The following is a 21,531-nucleotide window of genomic DNA, read 5'->3' as shown; positions in this document are numbered from 1 at the left end:
GAGAGCGCGTGGGCAGGACCTCACCCGGGTAGGGGGCCCCACATGTGCTTCTCTCCCGAGGCCGACCTCGTCGCGGGCGTCGTCATCGGCGTCGTCGCCGTCGACGCCATCGCCCGTCGCCCGGCCCGCCGCAACTGGTTGCTCGCGAGCTTGCCGGCCCTCCTCGCGGTCCACACCCTCGTGGAGTCACTCGTGTGGTTCGGTGGCAGGGGGCAGGTGAGCGAGTCCCTCGGGACCGCTGCGACGTACGTCTACGCCGTCATCGCCTTCGCGGTGCTCCCGGTGCTCGTGCCGCTCGCCGTGCTGGCGCGAGAGCGGGAGCCACGTCGGCGACGCCTGCTGGTCCTCGGCTCGTGCCTCGGCATCCTCGTCTCGGCCATCATGCTCTGGTCCGTGCTGGTCGGGCCACTGACCACGACCCTGCACGCCTATGCGATCTCCTATGAGATCGACATCCCGGCCCCGACGGTCCTCGTCCCCCTGTACGTCGTGGCCACGTGCGGCGCGGCGTTGCTGTCCTCGTCGCGCCACATCGTCGTCTTCGGCGTCGTCAACCTGCTCGTCGTCCTGCTCCTGGGCTGGCGATCCGTCCAGGGGCTGGCGTCACTGTGGTGCATCTGGGCTGCCCTGACCAGCGTCGCGATCGCCCTGCTCGTACGCCGGGACGAGGGTCAGCGGACCGTGACCAGCAGCTAGTCGCACGTCGGACGCGTGCCGGGCGGATCGCACCCGAATCAGTCGACCTTGCGCGCAGCGCCCTTGTCGGCGGACTGGGCGAACTTCGCGAAGATCCTCAGCGCCGCGGAGACGGGACGGTCGCGGGAGACCGGAGCCCACCCCTTCGCGTCCTGCTCCGTGCGGCGCCGCTGCAGCTCCTCGTCGTCGACGAGGAGGTTGACCCGACGACCGGGGATGTCGAACTCGATGACGTCGCCGTCCTGCACGAGCCCGATCGCACCACCGGCGGCGGCCTCCGGGGAGACGTGTCCGATGGACAGGCCGGACGACCCACCGGAGAAGCGGCCGTCGGTGATCAGGGCGCACTTCGGGCCGAGGCCGGTGCCCTTGAGGTAGGAGGTCGGGTAGAGCATCTCCTGCATGCCGGGCCCGCCCTTGGGACCCTCGTAGCGGATGACGACGACCTCACCCTCCTGCACCTGCTTGGACAGGATCATCTCCACGGCCGCCTCCTGGGACTCGGCGACCCGCGCCGGCCCGGAGAAGGTCCACTGGTGCTCGGGCACGCCGGCGGTCTTGACGATGCAGCCGTCCGGGGCGAGGTTGCCGGTGAGGACGGCCAGGCCGCCCTCGCTGGAGTAGGCGTGGTCGACGGAGTGGATGCAGCCGTTCTCGGGGTCGGTGTCCAGGCTGGTCCAGCGGTTGGTCGAGGAGAAGGCCTGCGTCGTGCGCACCCCGCCCGGAGCGGCGTGGAAGAGCTCCTTGGCCCGCTCGGTGGCGGTGCCCGAGCGGATGTCCCAGTCGGCGAGCCACTCGTCGAGCTTCGTGCTGTGCACGGCCCGCACGCCGGTGTCGAGCATGCCGCCGCGGTTCAGCTCGCCGAGGATCGCGGGGATCCCGCCGGCGCGGTGGACGTCCTCCATGTAGAAGTCGCTGGAGTTCGGCGCGACCTTGACCAGGCACGGGGTGACCCGGGAGAGGGCGTCGATGTCGTGCTGGTCGAAGTCGACCTCCGCCTCCTGCGCCGCGGCGAGCAGGTGCAGGATCGTGTTGGTCGAGCCGCCCATGGCGATGTCCAGGCGCATGGCGTTGGCGAAGGCGGGCTTCGTCGCGATCGAGCGCGGCAGCACCGACTCGTCGTCCCCGTCGTAGTAGTCGCGGCACAGGTCGACGACGAGGCGGCCGGCGTCGAGGAAGAGGTCGCGGCGCGCCTCCGCGGTCGCCAGCGTCGAGCCGTTGCCCGGCAGGGAGAGGCCCAGGGCCTCGGTCAGGCAGTTCATCGAGTTCGCGGTGAACATGCCCGAGCAGGAGCCGCACGTCGGGCAGGCGGACTGCTCGATCGCGGTGATCTCCTCGTCGGAGACGTTCTCGTCGACCGCCTTGACCATCGCGTCGACGAGGTCCAGGCGCGTCGCGGCCGTGCCATCCTCACCGATGATCGCCTTGCCTGCCTCCATCGGCCCGCCCGAGACGAAGACGGTCGGGATGTTCAGCCGGAGCGCGGCCAGCAGCATCCCGGGCGTGATCTTGTCGCAGTTGGAGATGCACACCAAGGCGTCGGCGCAGTGCGCGTTGACCATGTACTCGATCGAGTCGGCGATGACCTCGCGGCTCGGCAGCGAGTAGAGCATGCCGTGGTGGCCCATCGCGATGCCGTCGTCGACGGCGATCGTGTCGAACTCCTTGCCCACTCCCCCGGCCTCCTCGATGGCACCGGCGACGAGCTGGCCCATGTCCTTCAGGTGCACGTGCCCGGGCACGAACTGGGTGAAGGAGTTGGCGATCGCGACGATCGGCTTGCCGAAGTCACCCTCGCCCATCCCGGTCGCGCGCCAGAGGGCACGGGCACCGGCCATGTTGCGACCGTGGGTGGTGGTTCGGGAACGCAGCTCAGGCATGGCCTCACCGTAGTTCGCCCGTCCGGTCGGTGATACGGCGTCTCACACGCCAGACCGCCCCCGGCCGGTGCGGCGGGGGGCGGTCTGGTCCGGAATGCGGAAACTGGCTGGGTCAGCTGATGTCAGTGACGTCAGCTGATGTCAGTGACCGCCCTGCTCGCGACGGTCCAGGCTCTCCTGGAGGGCGCGGCGGACCTCTGCGGTCTCCTCGCTCATGATGGCTCCTCGTGACGTGCGTGCGGTGGTGCTCCTGCCGGGCACGACGTGGGTGGGGGTGCCGGTGCGAAGGGAGGCGGCCGGGTGGGCCGCCGTTGACCCGACGGTACGCCGGCGTGCCCACTGGCCGGAATGCCCCGTCCACGCCTCGGACGGCGGGGGGTCTCCCCCTTCGTCCCCACCACGGTCGTGGCCCGAAAATGGGGCGCGCAGTGTCGGTGGGTGGACATAACCTTGACGGGCCATGACCCAGACCCTTCTTCGCATCCCCGAGGCCCCGGCACCACCCCCGTCGCCCGCCTCCGTGGACCCTTCCCGACACGTCGACTGGCGGCGGATGGCCTCGCCGTGGACCGTCGTCGCGCTGACGTGCGCCTTCATCGCCGCCATCGCCCTCACCCTCGGCACGGTGATCATGGGCCGTCTCGCCGAGGAGCCCACGAGCACCCTCGTGTGGGTGCTCGCCGCCTGCATCGTCGGCGGTGCGCTCATCGACACCGTGGGCAAGATCGTCTGGGTCGGCCTGTCGGACAAGGCAGAGGGGCGCCTGCGCGAGGACCTCCTCGACGCGGTGCTCGCGCAGCCCGTCCCCGTCCTCGCCGAGCAGGCCGTCGGGGAGATCCTCGACCGGGTCGACGACGACACCCACGAGGTCGGCAACCTCATCCGTTGGCAGGTGTGGATGTTCTTCCGCGCGGCCTTCGCGGTGCTGCCCATGTGGATCGTCGCGGGCATCACGTGGTGGCCGGCGTGGCTGCTCTTCCCGCTGCTCGGGTCCCTGACGGCCCTCGTCATCAGGCCGCTGCTCGGGGAGATCGCCCGCCGCAAGGTCGTCGAGGAGATCGCCTGGACCGACCACGCCAGCGCGCTCGAGGAGGGCATCGCGGGTCGGGACGACCTGCGCACGAGCCTGGGCCAGGCGCATGTCCTCCAGCGCGTGGCCGCGTTGTCCGCGCGGGTGCACCACGAGCTGCTGCGGGTTCTGCTCGTCGAGCGGGCGCTGGCCCGGCGGGCCGGGCTCCTGCTCCATGCGCTCCTGGCCGCCACGGCCGTGGCCGGGGTGGCGCTCGCCGCGCGCGACCACATGTCGGTCGCTGCACTCGTCACCCTCTTCCTCGTCACCGCCACCTTCGTCGGGCAGATCTCGATGCTCGCCAACCACATGTCGGACCTGCAGGAGGGCTTCGGCGCGGTCATGCGGCTGCGCCAGACGCTCGGGGTGCAGCCGGAGCCGGAAGGGGGCCGCGACGTCCCCGGCGACGGCCCGGTAGCCCTGGACTTCCACGACCTGGACTTCTCCTACGAGGAGGGCGCCTTCGCGTTGCGGGGCGTCGACCTGCGGGTACCGGCCGGGGAGACGATGGCCTTCGTCGGTCGGACCGGCTCCGGGAAGTCCACCCTCGCCTCCTTCGTCTCCCGGGCGATCGAGCCACCTCGTGGCAGCGTCCTGCTGGGAGGGGTCGACGTCCTCGACCTCGACGTCCAGCGGCTGCGCGCGGTCGTCGGCGTCGTCACCCAGCGCACCGAGGTGCTCGCCGGGACCCTCGCGGAGAACATCGCGATCTTCGAGGACGTCCCCCGCGGGCAGATCGAGCAGGCCGTCGTCGAGCTCGGGCTGAGCGAGTGGGTCGCCGGCCTGCCCGACGGGCTGGACACGCTCCTCGGCCCCGGCGGGACGACGTTGTCGGCCGGCGAGGAACAGCTCGTCGCCTTCGCCCGGCTCCTTGTGCGCGACGTGCGCGTCGTCGTCCTCGACGAGGCGACGGCACGGATGGACCCGGTCACCGAGCGCCGGGTCATCTCCGCCGCGGACCGACTGCTCACCGGCCGCACCGGTGTGCTCATCGCCCACCGCCTGACGACGATCGAGCGGGCACCGCACGTCGCGGTCCTCGACCAGGGGCGCGTCGTGCAGCAGGGGGCGCGTGCCGAGCTGGCCCGTGCCGAGGGTCCCTTCCGGGACCTGCTCCTGGCCAGCCGCACGAGCCAGCAGCCGGTCGACCAGCCGGACACGGAGGCCGAGGTCGCCCACGCCACCCTCGACGACCCCGGCAGCCCGACCGGGGGCCGACGCCGCAGTGACGGCCCCGTGGCCGTGCGCGAGGTCGGGGACGGGCCATCGCTCGGGCGCGGGATCCTGCACGCCCTGCTGATCCGGCCCGCGTGGGGTCTCCTCGGAGCCCTGCTCTTCCTCATCGGGTCCCTCGCCGGCGCCCAGGGCGCCGTGACCGGACTGCTGTGGGGACTCATCGTCGAGCGGCTGGAGCGAGGTGAGCCGGTGGGCTGGCTGACGACCGCCATCGTCGCCGGTCTGGTCCTCACGCCGTTGGTGTTCGCCCAGGCCTTCGTCACCTATCCCCGGTGGTGGGTCGAGGTCATGCTGCGCACCCGGATCTCGGTGCTCCACGGCCAGACGGTGCAGACCCGCCTGCCGCGCACACCGCCCGGTGAGGTGGTGGCCCGCTCGATGGACGCCGATCGCTACGCCCGCTACGCCGACCGGTGGGTCGACTTCGTCAACGGTCTGGTCATCACCGGCCTGACCAGCCTGCTCGCCGGGACGTGGGTGGCCGGCGCCATCCTGCTCACCGTCATGGTCACCTCGGCGCTCGCGTCGACGCTCGGACGTCCCGCTGCCGGACGCTCGGCCGCGGCGGCCTCCACCGCCCGGGCCCGCTTCGGCCGGGCCCTCGTCTCGGCACTCGAGTCGATGCGCACGGTCAAGCTCGCCGCCGCCACGTCCGCCGTGCGTCGCCACCTGCGCGAGGTCGATGCAGGTCGCGTTGCCGCCGCGGTGCGGGAGCACCGCATCCAGGCCTTCCTCCAGGGCGTGCCGATGGTCATGGTCCAGTGCGGCGTGGTGGCGGCGTGGGCTGTCTACTTCCTCGACGGGTGGAGCCTCGCGACGGCGCTGCTCGTCTCGAGCGCCGTCGCCGGCTTCGAGTGGTTCGGCCGGGTCGCCGGGCTGGTCGTCACCGAGGCTCCCGGCACCCGCCACTGGCAGGTCGAGACGAGCCGTTTCGCCGGGGGCGTGGACCTCATGGACCTGCCGGAGGGAGTCGACCTCGTCTCCGGGGAGGCTCCCGGGCCGACGCCGGTGGGCCGGGTTCCCCTCGAGCAGCTGCGGCTGCGTGGGGTGTCGGCCGTCCACGAGGACGGCACCATCGGGGTCAGCGGCGTCGACCTCGCCGTCGACGCCGGGGAGCTGGTCCTGCTCGTCGGCCAGGTGGGCTCGGGCAAGTCCAGCCTGCTCGCCGCCCTGGCCGGCCTCGTCGACCACCGGGGCGAGGTGCTGTGGAACGGCCACCCCGTCGAGGAGGTGCAGACCTTCATGCGGCCCGGCCAGGTGGCGCACGTCGCCCAGGTGCCGCGGGTGCTCTCGGGGACGTTCGGCGACAACGTCCGGCTGGGCCACCAGCGGCCCTTCGAGTCGCCGATCGCGGACGCACGGCTCGCCTCCGACATCGAGGAGGCGGGTGGACCGCACGCGGTCGTCGGCCACCGCGGGGTGCGCCTGTCGGGTGGCCAGGTGCAGCGGCTCGCGCTCGCCCGGGCCATGGCCACCGAGGCCGAGCTGCTCCTGGCCGACGACGTCTCCAGCGCACTCGACGCGGCCACCGAGATCGAGCTGTGGCAGGCGCTGCGCGAGCGCGGCGCGACCGTCATCGGCGCGACCTCCAAGCGGGCCGCGCTGGAGCGGGCCGACCGGGTCGTCGTGCTCGTCGCCGGTCGCGTCGCCGCCTCCGGTCCGTGGGAGTCGCTCGCACCGCGGTGGGGGCACCTCGCCGGCTGAGCCGGGTGACCCCCTTCCTCCCCCGACATGGCGAAGGGGGCGCCCCGGCGTCGTGTGCCGGTGGGCGCCCCCGTCGGGGCCCGACCGCGGGGGTGACCGCGGCGGGAGTCGGTGATCAGCGGGCGGCAGAGCCCTCGGTGTAGTCGTCGTCGCCGGTCTGCCAGGCGAAGTGCGCGCGCAGCGCCTTGCCGGTGGCCTCGATCGGGTGACCGGCCTCCTGCTCGCGCAGCTGCGTGAACTCCGCGGCGCCGTTGTCCTGGTCGTCGATGAAGCGCTTGGCGAAGGAGCCGTCCTGGATGTCGGCGAGGATGCCCTGCATCGACTCCTTGACCTTGGCGTCGATGACGCGCGGACCGGAGACGTAGTCGCCGTACTCCGCGGTGTCGGAGATCGACCAGCGCTGCTTGGCGATGCCGCCCTCCCACATGAGGTCGACGATGAGCTTCAGCTCGTGCAGGACCTCGAAGTAGGCGATCTCCGGCTGGTAGCCCGCCTCGGTCAGGGTCTCGAAGCCGGCCTGGACGAGGTGCGACATGCCACCGCAGAGGACGGCCTGCTCGCCGAAGAGGTCGGTCTCGGTCTCCTCGGTGAAGGTGGTCTTGATGACGCCCGCGCGGGTGCCGCCGATGCCCTTGGCGTAGGACTTCGCGATGTCCCAGGCCTGGCCGGAGGCATCCTGCTCCACGGCGATGATGTCCGGGATGCCGCGGCCGTCGACGAACTCGCGACGGACCGTGTGACCCGGGGCCTTCGGCGCCACGAGGATGACGTCGACGCCGGCCGGGGCCTGGATGTAGCCGAAGCGCACGTTGAAGCCGTGGCCGAAGACGAGCACGTCGCCCTCGTTGAGGACGGGCTCGATGTCGTCGGCGTAGACGTGGCGCTGGACCTGGTCGGGGGCGAGGATGACGACGACATCGGCCTCGGCCGCGGCCTCGCGCGGCGTGAGGACGGTCAGGCCCTCCTGCTCGGCCTTGGCGCGGGAGGTGCTGCCCTCCTTGAGGCCGACGCGCACGTCGACCCCGCTGTCACGCAGGTTGAGCGCGTGGGCGTGGCCCTGGGAGCCGTAGCCGATGACGGCCACCTTGCGTCCCTGGATGATGGACAGGTCCGCGTTGTCGTCGTAGATCAGCTCGGCCATGGGGGATCTTCTCCTTGGTGGGTCTGTGGTGGGGTTCGGGTCATCGTCGCGTGCACCGGGTGCACGGGGCGAGGGTGTCTCAGTGGCGGGAACGGTCGGTGATCGAGCGCGGCCCACGGCCGATGGCGACGACACCGGACTGGACGAGCTCCTTGATCCCGTAGGGCTGGAGGATCTCGAGCATCGCCGAGATCTTGTCGCTGTTGCCGTAGACCTGCAGGGTCATCGCCTCGCGCGTCGTGTCGACGATCTTCGCCTTGAACATCTGCGCGGTCTCGAGGATCCCGCTGCGCTGGCCGGCCTCGGCACGGACCTTGACCAGCACGACCTGGCTGGTGACCGAGGACAGGGGGTCGAGCTCGACGACCTTGAGGACCTCGACGAGCTTGTTCAGCTGCTTGGTCACCTGCTCCAGCGGCAGCAGGTCGACGTCCACGACGACCGTCATCCGGGAGATCTCCGGGTGCTCGGTCGGGCCGACGGCCAGCGAGTCGATGTTGAAGCCGCGGCGGGAGAACAGCGCCGAGATCCGGGCCAGGACGCCGGGCTTGTTCTCGACGAGGACGGAAAGGGTGTGCTTGGTGCTCATCGTCGTGACGTCACTTTCCCTGGTCGGCGGTGGGGTCGGCGGCCGTGCCTTCGTCCTGCTCGACCGCCTCGGAGTCCTCGCGGTCCCAGACCGGGGCGGTGTCGCGCGCGACCTGGATGGCGTCGTTGCTCACGCCGGCGGGCACCATCGGCCACACCATGGCATCGCGCTCGACGACGAAGTCGACGACGACCGGTCGGTCGTTGATCGACATCGCCTCCTGGATCGTCGCCTCGAGGTCCTCGGGCCGCTCGCAGCGCAGCCCGACGCACCCGTAGGCCTCGGCGAGCTTGACGAAGTCGGGGATGCGGCTGCCGACCGATGTGTGCAGGTCGGTGTTGGAGTAGCGCTCGTTGTAGAAGAGCGACTGCCACTGCCGGACCATGCCCAGGCTGGAGTTGTTGATGACCGCGACCTTGATCGGGATGTCGTTGATGACGCAGGTCGCGAGCTCCTGGTTGGTCATCTGGAAGCAGCCGTCACCGTCGATCGCCCAGACCACCCGGTCCGGCTCCCCGACCTTGGCGCCCATCGCGGCCGGCACCGCGTACCCCATCGTCCCGGCGCCACCGGAGTTCAGCCACGAGTTGGGGCGCTCGTAGTTGATGAACTGGGCGGCCCACATCTGGTGCTGGCCGACACCGGCGGCGTAGACGGCCTCGGGGCCGGCGATCTCGCCGAGCCGGCGGATGACCTGCTGCGGCATCAGCGCGTCCTCGCCGTGCGGCTGGTAGCCGACCGGGTACTCCTCGGTCCACCCCCTCGTCGTCGTGGCCCACCCGGCGTACCGCCGGGGCGTGACCTCGGCGGCCGGGCCATCGCCTGCCTCGATGGCGATGACCAGCTCGTTGAGGATGGCGCGTGCGTCGCCGACGATCGGCACGTCCGCGACGCGGTTCTTGGAGATCTCCGCGGGGTCGATGTCGGCGTGGATGACGCGGGCACCGGGCGCGAAGGAGGCCAGCTGGCCGGTGACCCGGTCGTCGAAGCGCGCACCGATGGTGATGAGCAGGTCGCTGCGCTGCAGGCCGGTGACGGCCGCGACCGAGCCGTGCATGCCCGGCATGCCCAGGTGCAGGGGGTGGCCGTCGGGGAAGGCGCCGCGGGCCATCAGCGTCGTCACGACGGGGATGCCGGTGAGCTCGGCCAGGCGCAGCAGCTCGGCGTGCGCCCCGGAGCGGATGATGCCGCCACCGGCGTAGATGACCGGCCGCTCGCTGGCGGCCATGAGCTTGACGGCCTCGCGGATCTGCTTGGCGTGCGGGCGGGTCACCGGGTGGTAGCCGGGCAGGTCGAACCGCGGCGGCCAGCTGAAGGTCGTCGTGGCCTGCAGGGCGTCCTTGGCGATGTCGACGAGCACCGGGCCGGGACGGCCGGTGCTGGCGATGTGGAAGGCCTCGGCGATGACGCGCGGGATGTCGGCGGCGTCGGTCACGAGGTAGTTGTGCTTGGTCACCGGCATCGTGATGCCGCGGATGTCCGCCTCCTGGAAGGCGTCGGTACCGATGGCCCCCGAGGCCACCTGACCGGTGATCGCGACCATCGGGACGGAGTCCATGTGGGCGTCCGCGATCGCCGTGACGAGGTTGGTCGCGCCCGGCCCGGAGGTGGCCATGCACACGCCGACCTTGCCGGTGGCCGAGGCGTAGCCCTCGGCGGCGTGGCCGGCGCCCTGCTCGTGGCGCACGAGGATGTGCCGCACCGAGGTGGAGTCCATGAGGGGGTCGTAGGCCGGCAGGATCGCGCCGCCCGGGATGCCGAAGACGACCTCCGCGCCGACGTGCTCGAGCGCACGGACGAGGCTGCTGGCCCCGGTCATCTGCTCGGGCACCGATCGTGCGGCCTCTGCCCGACGCGCGACGGCGGCCGGGCTCGGGGTGCTGCTGCGTGTGTCAGTCACCGTGCGTCCTTTGGTTCGGGGCGTGCCATCCGTGTCTTCTCCCATGGTCTCCCGGCATGAAAAAGCCCCTCAGCCCGGGGTCCGGGCATGAAGGGCGCGCGCTGCAGTCGACGACGTCGTCGCTCAGGCAGCGCGCCGGGGAAGTACGAGGAGGAGTGTCACGTCGCAAACTCTCCCCCGGCGCCGGGTTTGTGTCAATGGTTGAGACACAGCCGTCCAGAATGCGAGACCGAAAAGGAGGGGACACGACGGGGTCGCGGGTGACACGCTGGTGGGGTGACGCGCATCGCCTTCGCCCTGCCGGCCGGCGCCGACGACCTCACCGCCCGCCCGCTGACCACGGCCGACGCCGAGGCGGTCACCGCACTCGCGCGCGCCGACGAGCGCGAGGTGCTGGCCGAGCCGATGACCGAGCTCGTCGACGTCCTCGGTGAGTGGCGCCGCCCGAGCGTCGACCTGGAGCGGAACTCGGTCTCGGTCTGGGCCGACGACCGTCTCGTCGCCCAAGCCCTGGTCGCCGGCCGCGGGTCGGTGGAGGCGGTCGTCGCCGCCGACCATCGCGGTCGTGGTCTCGGGACGGCGCTCGTGGCGTGGCTGCTCGCGGCCTCCAGCGCCCGGGGCCTGACCACGATGGGGCAGACGGTCCCCGTCGGCAGCCCGGCGGAGGCCTTCCTCGTCGCCGCCGGTGCGCGGGCGACGTACGACGCGTGGGTGCTCGAGCTGCTCCCCGACCGCACCGTCCCGACCCAGCCACTCCCCCAGGACCACGTGCTCGACCTGGCCCGCGACGACGAGCTGCCGGCGGTCCACCGGGTCATCGACGACGCCTTCAGCGTGTGGCCGGAGCGGGAGCCGGTGCCCTACGCGGACTGGCACGCGGAGTTCGTCGAGGGCGACGACGCGGCGCCGTGGCAGCGGCGGGTGGTCCGGGACGGTGCCGGCGAGGTCGTGGGCGCGGCGATGGTCACCGCGAGCGAGGACGGGATGGTCTGGGTCAACCAGCTCGCGGTCCGCACCGACCGGCGTGGCGAGGGACTCGGGCGGGCGCTGCTCGCGGACTCCTTCGTCGAGGGCCGGCGCCGTGGACTTCCCCGGGCCGGTCTGGCCACCGACTCCCGCACCGGCGCGCTGCCGCTCTACGAGGGCGTCGGGATGGTGGTGACCGCCACCTTCAGCCACCTCGTCCTCGACACCGCGGGCGAAGGGGGTCCCCCCGGTCGGTAGCCATGTCACCGGGTGCGGGTGGCCGGCGTCTTCATGTAGACCCCGAGCTGCCGGCGGTGCAGCCCTAGGACGAGGTGAGGACCGGCACGTGGAAGCGGTCGAGCATGGCCGAGTCGAAGGCCAGGTCGGACCAGTGCCCGGAGAAGCGCAGCACCGCGGCGGCGCCGGGCGGGAAGCCCTCGGCGAGCAGCTCGTGGGCCGGGGCCGACCCCTCCCCGTCGGCCAGCAGGCTCGTCGCCGCCGGCAGCCCCGGCGCGTGCCCGACGACGAGGAGCACGCTCGCGTCCTCCGAGGCCTCGTGCACGACGGCGAGGACGTCCTCGGCACCGGCGTTGTAGAGCCGGTGCTCGATCCGGACCTCCGCCTCGGGGCATCCCGCCTCCGCGAGCTCGGCCATCGTCTCGCGCGTGCGCTGGGCGGGTGAGCACATGACCTCGTCGCAGCCGATGCCCTGCTCGACGAGCCAGTGGCCGATGGCCTGCGCCTCCGTCCGCCCGGCCTCGCTCAGGCTGCGCTCACGGTCGTCCTGACCGGCACCCGCGGACTCGGCCGAGGCGTGCCGCAGCAGGACGAGGGTGCGGTCCTCTGCTGACGTCGTCATGATCCGAGTGTGGCGCGCCTCACGATGGATTGCCACCCCACGCGCCAACCGCGGCCATCTCGGGTCCCGGCGGCCTCGGATCCGCCGACGGGGGGTCAGCGCGCGACGACGTTGAGCGGCTCCTCGCCCACGGCCAGGAGGCGCAGCTGGCGACGCAGCAGGTCGACCATCCGCGGCCGGAAGGCGTCGGTGACCCCACCGGTGTGCGGGCTGATGATCACGCCGGGCTCGCTCCACAGGGGGTGGTCGGACGGCAGCGGCTCGGGATCGGTCACGTCGAGCGCGAAGCGCAGTCGGCCCGTGTGCCGCAGCGCCGCCTCGGTGTCCAGTGCCGGACCGCGCCCGACGTTGACGACGAGGGTGTCGTCGGCCAGGGAGGAGAGGACCCCATCGCCGAGGATGCCCGTCGTCGCGTCGGTCCCCGGCAGCACCGAGATCACGATGTCCTGCTCGGGCAGCAGGTCGGGCAGCTCGTCGATGCCGTGGACCCGGTCGACGAGGTCGTCCCCGCCACGGGCCCGTGAGGCCACCGCGGTCACGGACACCTCGAAGGGGGCCAGTCGCCGCACGATCGCCGAGCCCACCGAGCCGTAGCCCAGGACGAGGACGCGCTTGTCGGCCAGACCCGGCCGGAAGTGGCGGGGCAGCCACTCCCCCTTCGCCTGGGCGGCGGCGAACTCGTCCATGCCGCGCTGGGAGGCGAGCACGAGGGTCAGTGCGAGCTCGGCCGTCGCCGCGTCGTGGACGCCCTGCGCGTTGGCCAGGGCGACGCCCTCGGGGATCACCGGCAGCGCGGCGTCGTGGCCGGCGGAGAGCAGCTGCACGAAGCGCACCGACGGCTTGCCGCCCACCGGCTCGATCTGCTCGGAGGGGGCCATGTACGGCGCGACGAAGACCTCGACGTCCTCCTCCGGGGGCGGCTGCGTCGGGTCCCAGACGACCGGGGTCACTCCCTCGATCGGTCCCACGTCGTCGAGCCAGGTCTGGTCAGGGAAGGAGACGGTCAGCATGATCCGACCGTAACGCTCTTCCCCCTGGAGGGGGACGCGCGGTCAGCCCTCGACGCCGAGCTTGGCCAGGATGAGCGCGCGGGCCTTGCCGGCGTCGGCCTGGCCCTTCATCTCCTTCATGACCTGGCCGATGAGCGCACCGGCGGCCTGGACCTTGCCGCCGCGGATCTTCTCGGCGATGTCGGGGTTGTTCGCGATGACCGTCTCGACCGCGCCCTCGAGGGCACCGTCGTCCTGGACGAGCTCGAGTCCGCGGGCGTCGGCGACCTGGGTCGGTCCCCCTTCGCCGTCGAGGACGCCCTCGAGGACCTGGCGGGCCATCTTGTCGTTGAGCCGACCGGCACCGACCATCGACTCGAGCTCGGCGACGTGCTCCGGCCTCAGCCCGACCTGCTCGGCGTAGCCGACGAGATCGGTGCCCGCCTCGTTGGCGCGCCGGGAGGGCTCGCCGAGCCACCACTTGCGGGCGGCCTGCGGCTTCGCACCGGCGGCGACGGTGGTCTCGATCAGCCCGCTGGCGCCGGCGTTGAGCACGTCGCGCATCTCCAGGTCGGAGTAGCCCCACTCCTCCTGCAGCCGCTTGCGGCGCTCCGCGGGGGGCTCGGGCAGGGTCGCCCGCAGCTGCTCGACGCGCTCGCGGGGCGGGGCGACGGGCACGAGGTCCGGCTCGGGGAAGTACCGGTAGTCCTCCGCATCGGACTTCTCGCGCCCGCCCGTGGTGATGCCGGTGTCCTCGTGCCAGTGACGCGTCTCCTGCAGGATCGAGCCGCCGCTGCTGAGGACGGCGGCGTGGCGGCAGACCTCGTAGCGCACGGCACGCTCGACGGAGCGCAGGGAGTTGACGTTCTTGGTCTCCGAGCGGGTGCCGAGCGGGACCTGGAGCTGCTCGGCGGACGCGGCGCCGTCACCGGCCCGCGCGCGCAGGGAGAGGTTGACGTCGCACCGCATGGAGCCCTGCTCCATCTTCACGTCGGAGACGTCGAGCGCGCGCAGCAGGTCGCGCAGGGCGGAGACGTAGGCCCTGGCCACCTCGGGGGCGCGGTCGCCCGCACCGACGATCGGCTTGGTGACGATCTCGATGAGCGGGATGCCGGCGCGGTTGAAGTCCAGCAGCGAGTACTCCGCGCCCTGGATGCGCCCGGTGGAGCCGCCGATGTGCATGCTCTTGCCGGTGTCCTCCTCCATGTGGGCCCGCTCGATCTCCACCCTGAAGACCTCGCTGCCCTCGCCGGACCGGGCCGGGATCTCCACGTCGAGGTAGCCGTCGAAGGCGATCGGCTCGTCGTACTGGGAGGTCTGGAAGTTCTTCGGCATGTCCGGGTAGAAGTAGTTCTTCCGGGCGAAGCGGCACCAGCGGGCGATCTCGCAGTTGAGGGCCAGGCCGATCCGGATCGCCGACTCGACGCCGGTCTCGTTGACCACCGGCAGGGCGCCGGGCAGGCCGAGGCAGACCGGGCACACCTGGGTGTTGGGCTCGGCACCGAAGCCGGTGGCGCAGCCGCAGAACATCTTGGTCCTCGTGCCGAGCTCGACGTGGACCTCCAGGCCCATCACCGGGTCGAAGGTGCTCAGGGCCTCGTCGTAGTCGAGGACGTCGTCGGTCGTGGTCGTCGCCATGGTCAGGCTCCCTTCGTGGTCGCCAGCTCGGGGACCTGCTCGAGCAGGTGGCCACCCCAGGCGGAGACGAGGCGCTGCTCGAGGGCGGCGCCGACGGTGTACAGGCGGTCATCGGCCATCGCCGGGGCGAGGACCTGGAAGCCCGCGGGCAGGCCGTCCTCGGCGAGACCGCTCGGCAGGGACATGCCGGGGATGCCCGCGAGGTTGGCCGGGATGGTCGCGATGTCCCCGCGGTACATGGCCATCGGGTCGTCGGTCTTCTCGCCGAAGCGGAAGGCCGTGGTCGGCGCGGTCGGGCTGACGAGCACGTCGGCGACCTCGAATGCCGTGGCGAAGTCGTCGGCGATGAGCCGGCGCACCTTCTGCGCGCTGCCGTAGTAGGCGTCGTAGTAGCCGGAGGAGAGGGCGTAGGTGCCCAGGATGATCCGGCGCTTGACCTCGTCACCGAAGCCGGCATCGCGGCTGGCCGCCATGACCTGCTCGGCGCTGGGGGCGTCGACACCCTCCGGGGCGACGCGCAGGCCGTAGCGCATGGCGTCGAAGCGGGCGAGGTTGCTGCTCGCCTCGCTCGGCATGATCAGGTAGTACGCCCCGAGTGCGTAGACGAAGTTGGGGCAGGAGACCTCGACGACCTCGGCTCCGGCGTCGACCAGGTGCTGCACGGCCTCGTCGAAGCGGGCCTGGACCTGGGGCGCGAAGCCCTCCCCGGTCAGCTCCTTGACGATGCCGACCCTCATCCCCGCGACGTCCGCACGACGGGCGGCGCCGACGACGTCGGGGACGGGGGCGTCGATCGAGGTCGAGTCGAGCGGGTCGTGCCCGGCCATGACCTCGTGCAGCAGCGCGGTGTCGAGGACGGTGCGGGCGCACGGGCCCGCCTGGTCCAGGGAGGAGGCCATCGCGATGAGCCCGTAGCGCGATATCGCGCCGTAGGTCGGCTTGACGCCGACCGAGCCGGTCAGGGCGGCCGGCTGGCGGATCGAGCCACCGGTGTCGGTGCCGGTGGCGAAGGGGGCCTGCCAGGACGAGACGACCGCGCTCGACCCGCCGCCGGACCCACCCGGGATGCGGTCGAGGTCCCACGGGTTGCGGGTCAGGCCGAAGGCGGAGCGCTCCGTCGAGGAGCCCATCGCGAACTCGTCCATGTTGGTCTTGCCGAGGATCGGCAGGCCGGCCGCCTTGAGCTTGCCGACGACCGTGGCGTCGTAGGGCGGGATCCAGCCCTCGAGCATCCTCGACCCGGCGGTCGTGGGGATGCCGGTCGTGGTCATCACGTCCTTGACGGCGATCGGGACGCCGGCGAGGCGGTGGAGGTCCTCCCCCTTCGCCCGGCGCTCGTCGACGGCACGGGCCTCGGCCAGGGCGGACTCCCCCGACACGTGCAGGTAGGCGCCGATGGTCTCGTCCACGCCCTCGATCCGGTCGAGGTGGGCGCGGGTGACCTGCTCCGAGGAGAGGTCACCGGAAGCCAGCGCGTCGGCGAGCGCGGCAGCGGTCATGCGGGTGGGGTCACTCACGTGGGGTCCTTCGCGGGGAGGTCGGCAGTCGTCAGTCTTCGGTGAGGATGCGCGGCACGGCGAAGCGTGACAGCTCCGAGTCAGGCGCGCCGGCGAGGGCTTCCTCGGGGGTCAGCGACGGACGAACCACGTCCGGACGGGTGACGTTGGTGATCGGCATGGGGTGGCTCATCGGCTCGACGGCCCCGATCGGCGCCTGCTGCACCGCCTCCACGGAGGAGATGATCTGGCCGAGCTCACCGACCATCGTGTCGAGCTCGGCGTCGGTGAGGTCGATGCGGGCCAGCGACGCCAGGTGGGCCACGTCGTCACGGGAGAGGTCTGCCATGCCGGACAGTCTATGAGTCGGCGGGGCACGACCCCGCCCCCGGTCGTCCCGGGGCAGGGGGACCGCTCGCCTGTACCTTCGTGCCGGCCCCCGTGGCTACTCGCGGGTACGACGGGCACTTCCCTGACCCTGGTGTCGACCTGCGCCCGTCCACGCGGGTGCCTGGGCACATCGCGACTGCAAGTGCACGTCGTACCCGCGAGTCGGCTCTGTGGACGACCATCGGCACGCAGGACGCCGGACCACGAGGATGCTGGACGTGCCGGTGCAGGAGGTCCTTGCCGAGCTCGGCGGGGGTGCCTCCCGCGCCGAGCTGCTGAGGTACGTCACCGAGTACGAGTTGCGTCAGGCCCTCAACCGGGGGGCGGTGCGCCGACCGGCACGTGGCCGATACGCCCTGCCCGTCCCCGCCTGGACGAGGGAGCGCGCGGAACTGGCGGATCTGGCCGCGGCCGGCAGACGGGCAGCGCACGAGGTGACGGGGACGGCCATCCTCCTGACGGCCGCGGCCCGGTGGGGTTGGCCGATGAAGTGGGTCCCCACCAAGCCGCAGGTCGCCGTTCCGCGCAATCGCAAGGTTCCGCCCCGTGTGCTGCGCACCTTCGATGTGCGCTTCCGAGCCGTGCCACCCGACGACCGCGAGGACGGTTGGGTGACTTCCCGGGTCCGGACAGCGCTGGACTGCGCCAGTCTCCTACCTGCCGACGAGGCCGTTGCGGTCCTCGACTCCGCCTTGCGCGAGGGAGCAGTGGACCGCGACGAACTGCTCTTGGCCGCGTCCGGTCTACCGCTGCGATACCGCCGCAAGGTCGAGGGTCTGGTCCGGGCGGCGAGCCCGCACGCAGCCAATCCCTTCGAGTCGGTCCTGCGCTGGATCGTCTCGGACATCCCCGGTCTCATCGTCGAGCCCCAGGTGAATATCCGCGATGAACTTGGCCCGATCGGCATCGTCGACCTCGCAGACGAGCGGGTGAAGATCGTGCTGGAGGCGGACTCCTTCGAGTGGCACGGCAGCCGAGAGGCACTCGAGAAGGACTGCATCCGCTACGACCGACTGACCGCAGACGGTTGGCTGGTGCTCCGTTTCAGCTGGGACCGCGTGATGAACCATCCGGAGTGGGTGCGCGACATCGTCCTCCGCACGCTCGCCCATCGTGACTCGCGGGTATGACGTGCACTTGCCGAGACGAGGGGCAGCGCCGCTCTTGTTACTGGGCCCCGCCCGAGGCCGCGTCATGCGAGTGCACGTCGCACCCGCGAGTAACTTTCAGAGGACCGGGACGGTGGCGCGGGTCCGCTCGACGGTGGCGCGGTCGATCTCGGCCACGAGCACGTCCTCTCCCCCGCCGAGGCGGGCGCGCACCTCGCCGGTCGGGTCGGCCAGGACCGAGCGGCCGATGCCCAGGGGCCCGGAGACCGCGTACTTCGTCCACGCCTGGCCGACGGCGAGCAGCCAGGCCTGGGCGTCGTGGGCGCGGGCGCGGGTGAGCAGGTCCCACTGCGAGGCCTTCCCCGGCCCGTCGCCCCACGAGGCGGGCAGCACGACGAGCTCGGCACCGCGACGCCCCAGCTCGGTGAAGTGCTCGCCGAATCGCACGTCGTAGCAGGTCGAGAGTCCCACCCTCCATCCGTCGACGTCGACGGTGACGACCTCGTCGCCGGGAGCGACGGTGTCGGACTCCGTGGTGCCGAAGGCGTCGTACAGGTGGATCTTGCGGTAGATCGTCTCCGCCGTCCCGGGCCCGGTGACCAGGAGGGTGTTGTGCACCCGGGAGCGGTCCTTCCCGTCCTGCGTGGTGATCGCGTCCGCGGGGGTGAACATCCCGACGACCAGGGTCACGTCGTGCTCGAGCGCGAGCGCCCGCACCCCGTCGGCGAAGGGCCCGTCGAGGGGCTCGGCGATCGTGTCGAGGCGCCCGGCGAAGGAGGCCATCGCCGCCTCCGGGTGCACCACGAGGCGGGCACCCCGCTCGGCCGCGCGCGCGGTCAGGTCAGCGATCGTGCGCAGGTTCTCGGTCGGGTCACCGGTGGCGGTGAACTGCGCACCGGCCAGGCGAAGGGAGTCAGGTGCCATGCCTCCACCCTAGGCTTGGCGGCATGGCGACTCTCTTCACCAAGATCATCACCGGCGAGATCCCCGGACGCTTCGTCTGGTCGGACGCGACCTGCGTGGCCTTCCTGACCATCGAGCCGATGGCCGACGGACACGTCATGGTCGTCAGCCGCGAGGAGATCGCGCAGTGGACGGAGGCCGACGCCGACACGTGGGCCCACGTCCAGCACGTCGCGCAGGTCATCGGTCGTGCCCAGCAGGCGGAGTGGGCCGCGCCCCGGATCGGGATGATGCTCGAGGGCTTCGAGGTGGCGCACCTGCACGTGCACATCTGGCCGGCCTGGTCGCACCAGGACTTCGACCCGAGCCGGGTCATGCGGGACGTGCCCGACGAGCGCTTCGAGGAGGCCGCGGAGCGCCTGCGCTCCCGGCTGCGCGCCGACGGGCACGCGGAGCAGGTCGTGGGCCCGGGGCCACTGCCGGGCTGACGCGCCGCCGCCGACCACCGGCCGGATGGCGGTCCGATGCAGACAGTGGAGCGCGGAACGTGTAGGCATGGGGTATGGCTACCACTGCATTCAAGGGCAACCCCGTCAACACGGTCGGCGAGCTGCCGGCTCCCGGCGACAGCGCTCCGGCCTTCGACCTCGTCGGCGACGGCCTGTCCGCGCTGACCAGCGCCGACGTGTCCGGCCGCGTCGTCCTCAACATCTTCCCGAGCATCGACACCGGCGTCTGCGCCGCGAGCGTGCGCAAGTTCAACGAGCTCGCCGCGAGCCTCGACAACACCACCGTCGTCAACGTCTCGAAGGACCTCCCCTTCGCCCAGGCCCGCTTCTGCGGCGCGGAGGGCATCGAGGACGTCAAGGTCGGCTCGGCCTTCCGCTCCTCCTTCGGCGAGGACTACGGCGTGACCATGGCGGACGGGCCGATGGAGGGCCTGCTCGCCCGCTCGGTCATCGTCCTGGACGCCGACGGCACCGTCATCCATACCGAGCTCGTCCCCGACATCACCCAGGAGCCGGACTACGACGCCACGGCCAAGGCGCTCGCCGCCTGACCGACGCAGATCCCTCGGCAATGACCGCCTCGTGCCGGTGCCCGCCCGGGCACCGGCACGAGGCGTGTCGGCAGTCGTGACGGCGGGGCGGTCCCGCCGCGATCAGGGGCGCCGACCCTTGCGGTGCGGCTTCTTGTCGGGTCGCCCACCACGCCCCCGGTCCTCCCGCAGCTCGATGAGCTGACCGGAGATCCGGGTGCGCCGCAGCCGGTCCTCCGTCCCGGCCGGCAGTGACGCGGGCAGCTCCACGAGTGAGTGGTCCGCACGGATGTCGATGTGCCCGAAGTCCTGCCGACTCAGGCCACCCTCGTTGGCGAGGGCGCCGACGATCTGGCGCGGTTCGACCTTCTGCCGTCGTCCGACGGCGATCCGGTACGTGGCCATCGGGCCCGATGCGCCGCGCGGCCCGCGCTCGCCCCGCTTGCCCCGGTCGTTGCGACCGCCGCGCTCCTTGCGCTCCTCCCGCTCACGCCTCGGCGGACGCACCGGGTCCGGCTCCATCAGCATCGGCTCGTCGCCCTGCAGGACGATCGCCAGGGCGGCGGCGACGTCCAGCTCCGGCACGTCGTGCTCGCGCACGTAGTGGGACACGACGTCACGGAAGGCCCCGAGGTCGGAGGACCCCAGCGCCGTGGTGATCCGGTCGTCGAGTCGGCTCAGGCGATTGGCGTTGATGTCCTCGACGCTGGGCAGCGGCATCTCGGTCAGGGTCGTGCGCGTGGCCTTCTCGATCGCCTTGAGCAGGTGGCGCTCGCGCGGCGTCACGAAGGAGATCGCGTCGCCCGAGCGCCCCGCCCTGCCCGTACGACCGATGCGGTGCACGTAGGACTCGGTGTCGGTCGGGATGTCGTAGTTGACGACGTGGCTGATCCGCTCGACGTCGAGCCCCCGCGCTGCCACGTCCGTCGCCACGAGGATGTCCAGCTTGCCCGACTTGAGCTGGGCCACGGTCCGCTCGCGCTGTGCCTGGGCGACGTCGCCGTTGATCGCCGCTGCCGAGAACCCCCGGGCGCGCAGCTTCTCCGCGAGCGTCTCGGTCTCGGTCTTGGTCCGGACGAAGACGATCATTCCCTCGAAGTTCTCGACCTCGAGGATCCTCGTCAGGGCGTCCACCTTCTGCGGGTACGAGACGAAGAGATGTCGCTGGGTGATGTTGGGTGCCGTCGCCGTCTTGCGCTCGACGGAGATCTCGAGCGCGTCGGTCAGGTACTTCTTGGAGATGCGCCGGATCTGCGCCGGCATCGTCGCGGAGAAGAGGGCGACGTGCTTCTCCTCCGGCGTGTCGGCGAGGATCGTCTCGACGTCGTCGGCGAAGCCCATCTTGAGCATCTCGTCGGCCTCGTCGAGCACGAGGAAGCGCAGCTCCGACAGGTCGAGCGTGCCCTTCTCGAGGTGGTCCATGATGCGGCCGGGGGTGCCGACGACGACGTGCACGCCGCGTCGCAGCGCACTCAGCTGCACGCCGTACCCCTGGCCGCCGTACACCGGCAGGACCTTCACGTTCGGCATCCGCGAGGCGTACTTCTCGAAGGCCTCGCACACCTGGAGCGCGAGCTCCCGGGTGGGCGCGAGGACGAGCGCCTGGGGGGACTTCTGCTTGGGGTCGAGCCGACTGAGGATCGGCAGGGCGAACGCCGCGGTCTTGCCCGTACCGGTCTGGGCCAGCCCGACCACGTGCCGGCCCTCGAGCAGGGCGGGGATCGTCGCCGCCTGGATCGGCGAGGGCGTCTCGTAGCCGACGTCCCTCAGCGCACGCTCGACACGGTCGTCGAGACCGAGGTCGGCAAAGGACGACCGATCGGGCTCCGGGCTGGTCACACTGTCGTCGCTCACAACCCGACCGTAGTCCCGCCCGGGCCGCCTCGGCGAGTGACCCGCTGGGGAGAGCCGTCGGGGTGGCGCGGGT

17 protein-coding genes are annotated in these 21,531 nt (G+C 71.8%); 6 read left to right on the top strand and 11 right to left on the bottom strand.

The window, feature by feature from the left end:
* Window positions 1-42 precede the first annotated feature (42 nt).
* Entirely contained in the window at window positions 43-696 is a 654-nt protein-coding gene (locus O9K63_RS01105; RefSeq protein ID WP_277239957.1) for a DUF6629 family protein, read from the top strand.
* Between the two features lie 38 nt (window positions 697-734).
* Here O9K63_RS01105 and ilvD read toward each other — a convergent pair whose 3' ends face one another.
* The gene (ilvD, locus tag O9K63_RS01100) at window positions 735-2,576 is read right to left on the bottom strand and encodes a dihydroxy-acid dehydratase (protein ID WP_277239956.1); all 1,842 of its coding nucleotides are present in this window, start codon (window positions 2,574-2,576) and stop codon (window positions 735-737) included.
* 460 nt (window positions 2,577-3,036) lie between these two features.
* On the opposite strand from ilvD, the gene O9K63_RS01095 reads away from it, so the two are divergent.
* Complete coding sequence (locus O9K63_RS01095) at window positions 3,037-6,585, top strand: ATP-binding cassette domain-containing protein (RefSeq protein WP_277239955.1); 3,549 nt, start codon at window positions 3,037-3,039, stop codon at window positions 6,583-6,585.
* A 115-nt stretch (window positions 6,586-6,700) separates the two neighbouring features.
* Here O9K63_RS01095 and ilvC read toward each other — a convergent pair whose 3' ends face one another.
* The 3 genes from ilvC to O9K63_RS01080 form a co-directional block, all read right to left on the bottom strand.
* A complete protein-coding gene (gene ilvC / locus O9K63_RS01090; RefSeq protein ID WP_277239954.1) occupies window positions 6,701-7,726 on the bottom strand; it encodes a ketol-acid reductoisomerase in 1,026 nt (341 codons plus the stop codon).
* Window positions 7,727-7,805: 79 nt separating this feature from the next.
* Entirely contained in the window at window positions 7,806-8,315 is a 510-nt protein-coding gene (gene ilvN, locus O9K63_RS01085; protein WP_277239953.1) for an acetolactate synthase small subunit, read from the bottom strand.
* Window positions 8,316-8,325: 10 nt separating this feature from the next.
* Entirely contained in the window at window positions 8,326-10,260 is a 1,935-nt protein-coding gene (locus tag O9K63_RS01080; protein ID WP_431190341.1) for an acetolactate synthase large subunit, read from the bottom strand.
* A gap of 231 nt (window positions 10,261-10,491) precedes the next feature.
* On the opposite strand from O9K63_RS01080, the gene O9K63_RS01075 reads away from it, so the two are divergent.
* Window positions 10,492-11,439: a GNAT family N-acetyltransferase gene (locus O9K63_RS01075; protein WP_277239951.1), complete on the top strand. Its 948-nt coding sequence runs from the start codon at window positions 10,492-10,494 to the stop codon at window positions 11,437-11,439.
* Window positions 11,440-11,503: 64 nt separating this feature from the next.
* Here O9K63_RS01075 and O9K63_RS01070 read toward each other — a convergent pair whose 3' ends face one another.
* From O9K63_RS01070 to gatC, 5 genes are all read right to left on the bottom strand, one after another.
* A complete protein-coding gene (locus O9K63_RS01070; protein ID WP_277239950.1) occupies window positions 11,504-12,040 on the bottom strand; it encodes a SixA phosphatase family protein in 537 nt (178 codons plus the stop codon).
* 95 nt (window positions 12,041-12,135) lie between these two features.
* The gene (locus tag O9K63_RS01065) at window positions 12,136-13,050 is read right to left on the bottom strand and encodes a 2-hydroxyacid dehydrogenase (RefSeq protein WP_277239949.1); all 915 of its coding nucleotides are present in this window, start codon (window positions 13,048-13,050) and stop codon (window positions 12,136-12,138) included.
* Between the two features lie 42 nt (window positions 13,051-13,092).
* A complete protein-coding gene (gene gatB, locus O9K63_RS01060) occupies window positions 13,093-14,667 on the bottom strand; it encodes an Asp-tRNA(Asn)/Glu-tRNA(Gln) amidotransferase subunit GatB (RefSeq protein ID WP_277239948.1) in 1,575 nt (524 codons plus the stop codon).
* A gap of 2 nt (window positions 14,668-14,669) precedes the next feature.
* On the bottom strand, window positions 14,670-16,184 hold the full coding sequence (gene gatA, locus O9K63_RS01055; protein WP_277239947.1) for an Asp-tRNA(Asn)/Glu-tRNA(Gln) amidotransferase subunit GatA: 1,515 nt from the start codon (window positions 16,182-16,184) through the stop codon (window positions 14,670-14,672).
* Between the two features lie 31 nt (window positions 16,185-16,215).
* Entirely contained in the window at window positions 16,216-16,512 is a 297-nt protein-coding gene (gatC, locus tag O9K63_RS01050) for an Asp-tRNA(Asn)/Glu-tRNA(Gln) amidotransferase subunit GatC (RefSeq protein ID WP_277239946.1), read from the bottom strand.
* 259 nt (window positions 16,513-16,771) lie between these two features.
* Here gatC and O9K63_RS01045 point away from each other — a divergent pair, with 259 nt between their 5' ends.
* Window positions 16,772-17,683 carry a DUF559 domain-containing protein gene (locus O9K63_RS01045; RefSeq protein WP_277239945.1) on the top strand — a complete coding sequence of 304 codons (912 nt, stop codon included), beginning with the start codon at window positions 16,772-16,774 and terminating at the stop codon, window positions 17,681-17,683.
* Window positions 17,684-17,779: 96 nt separating this feature from the next.
* Here the strand turns inward: O9K63_RS01045 and O9K63_RS01040 are convergent, their stop codons facing one another.
* On the bottom strand, window positions 17,780-18,586 hold the full coding sequence (locus O9K63_RS01040; protein ID WP_277239944.1) for a carbon-nitrogen hydrolase family protein: 807 nt from the start codon (window positions 18,584-18,586) through the stop codon (window positions 17,780-17,782).
* 23 nt (window positions 18,587-18,609) lie between these two features.
* Here O9K63_RS01040 and O9K63_RS01035 point away from each other — a divergent pair, with 23 nt between their 5' ends.
* Both O9K63_RS01035 and tpx read left to right on the top strand, forming a co-directional pair.
* Complete coding sequence (locus O9K63_RS01035) at window positions 18,610-19,053, top strand: HIT family protein (RefSeq protein ID WP_277239943.1); 444 nt, start codon at window positions 18,610-18,612, stop codon at window positions 19,051-19,053.
* A gap of 74 nt (window positions 19,054-19,127) precedes the next feature.
* Entirely contained in the window at window positions 19,128-19,625 is a 498-nt protein-coding gene (gene tpx / locus O9K63_RS01030; protein ID WP_277239942.1) for a thiol peroxidase, read from the top strand.
* Window positions 19,626-19,727: 102 nt separating this feature from the next.
* On the opposite strand, the gene O9K63_RS01025 is transcribed toward tpx, so the two are convergent.
* Window positions 19,728-21,458, bottom strand: coding sequence for a DEAD/DEAH box helicase (locus O9K63_RS01025; RefSeq protein ID WP_277239941.1), 1,731 nt, complete (start codon window positions 21,456-21,458; stop codon window positions 19,728-19,730).
* Window positions 21,459-21,531 lie beyond the last annotated feature (73 nt).

The organism is Janibacter cremeus, from assembly GCF_029395675.1.
GTDB classification, from domain to species: domain Bacteria; phylum Actinomycetota; class Actinomycetes; order Actinomycetales; family Dermatophilaceae; genus Janibacter; species Janibacter cremeus_A.
Note: the sequence above shows the minus strand (reverse complement) of the source record. Positions and strands in the feature narration are given on the sequence as shown.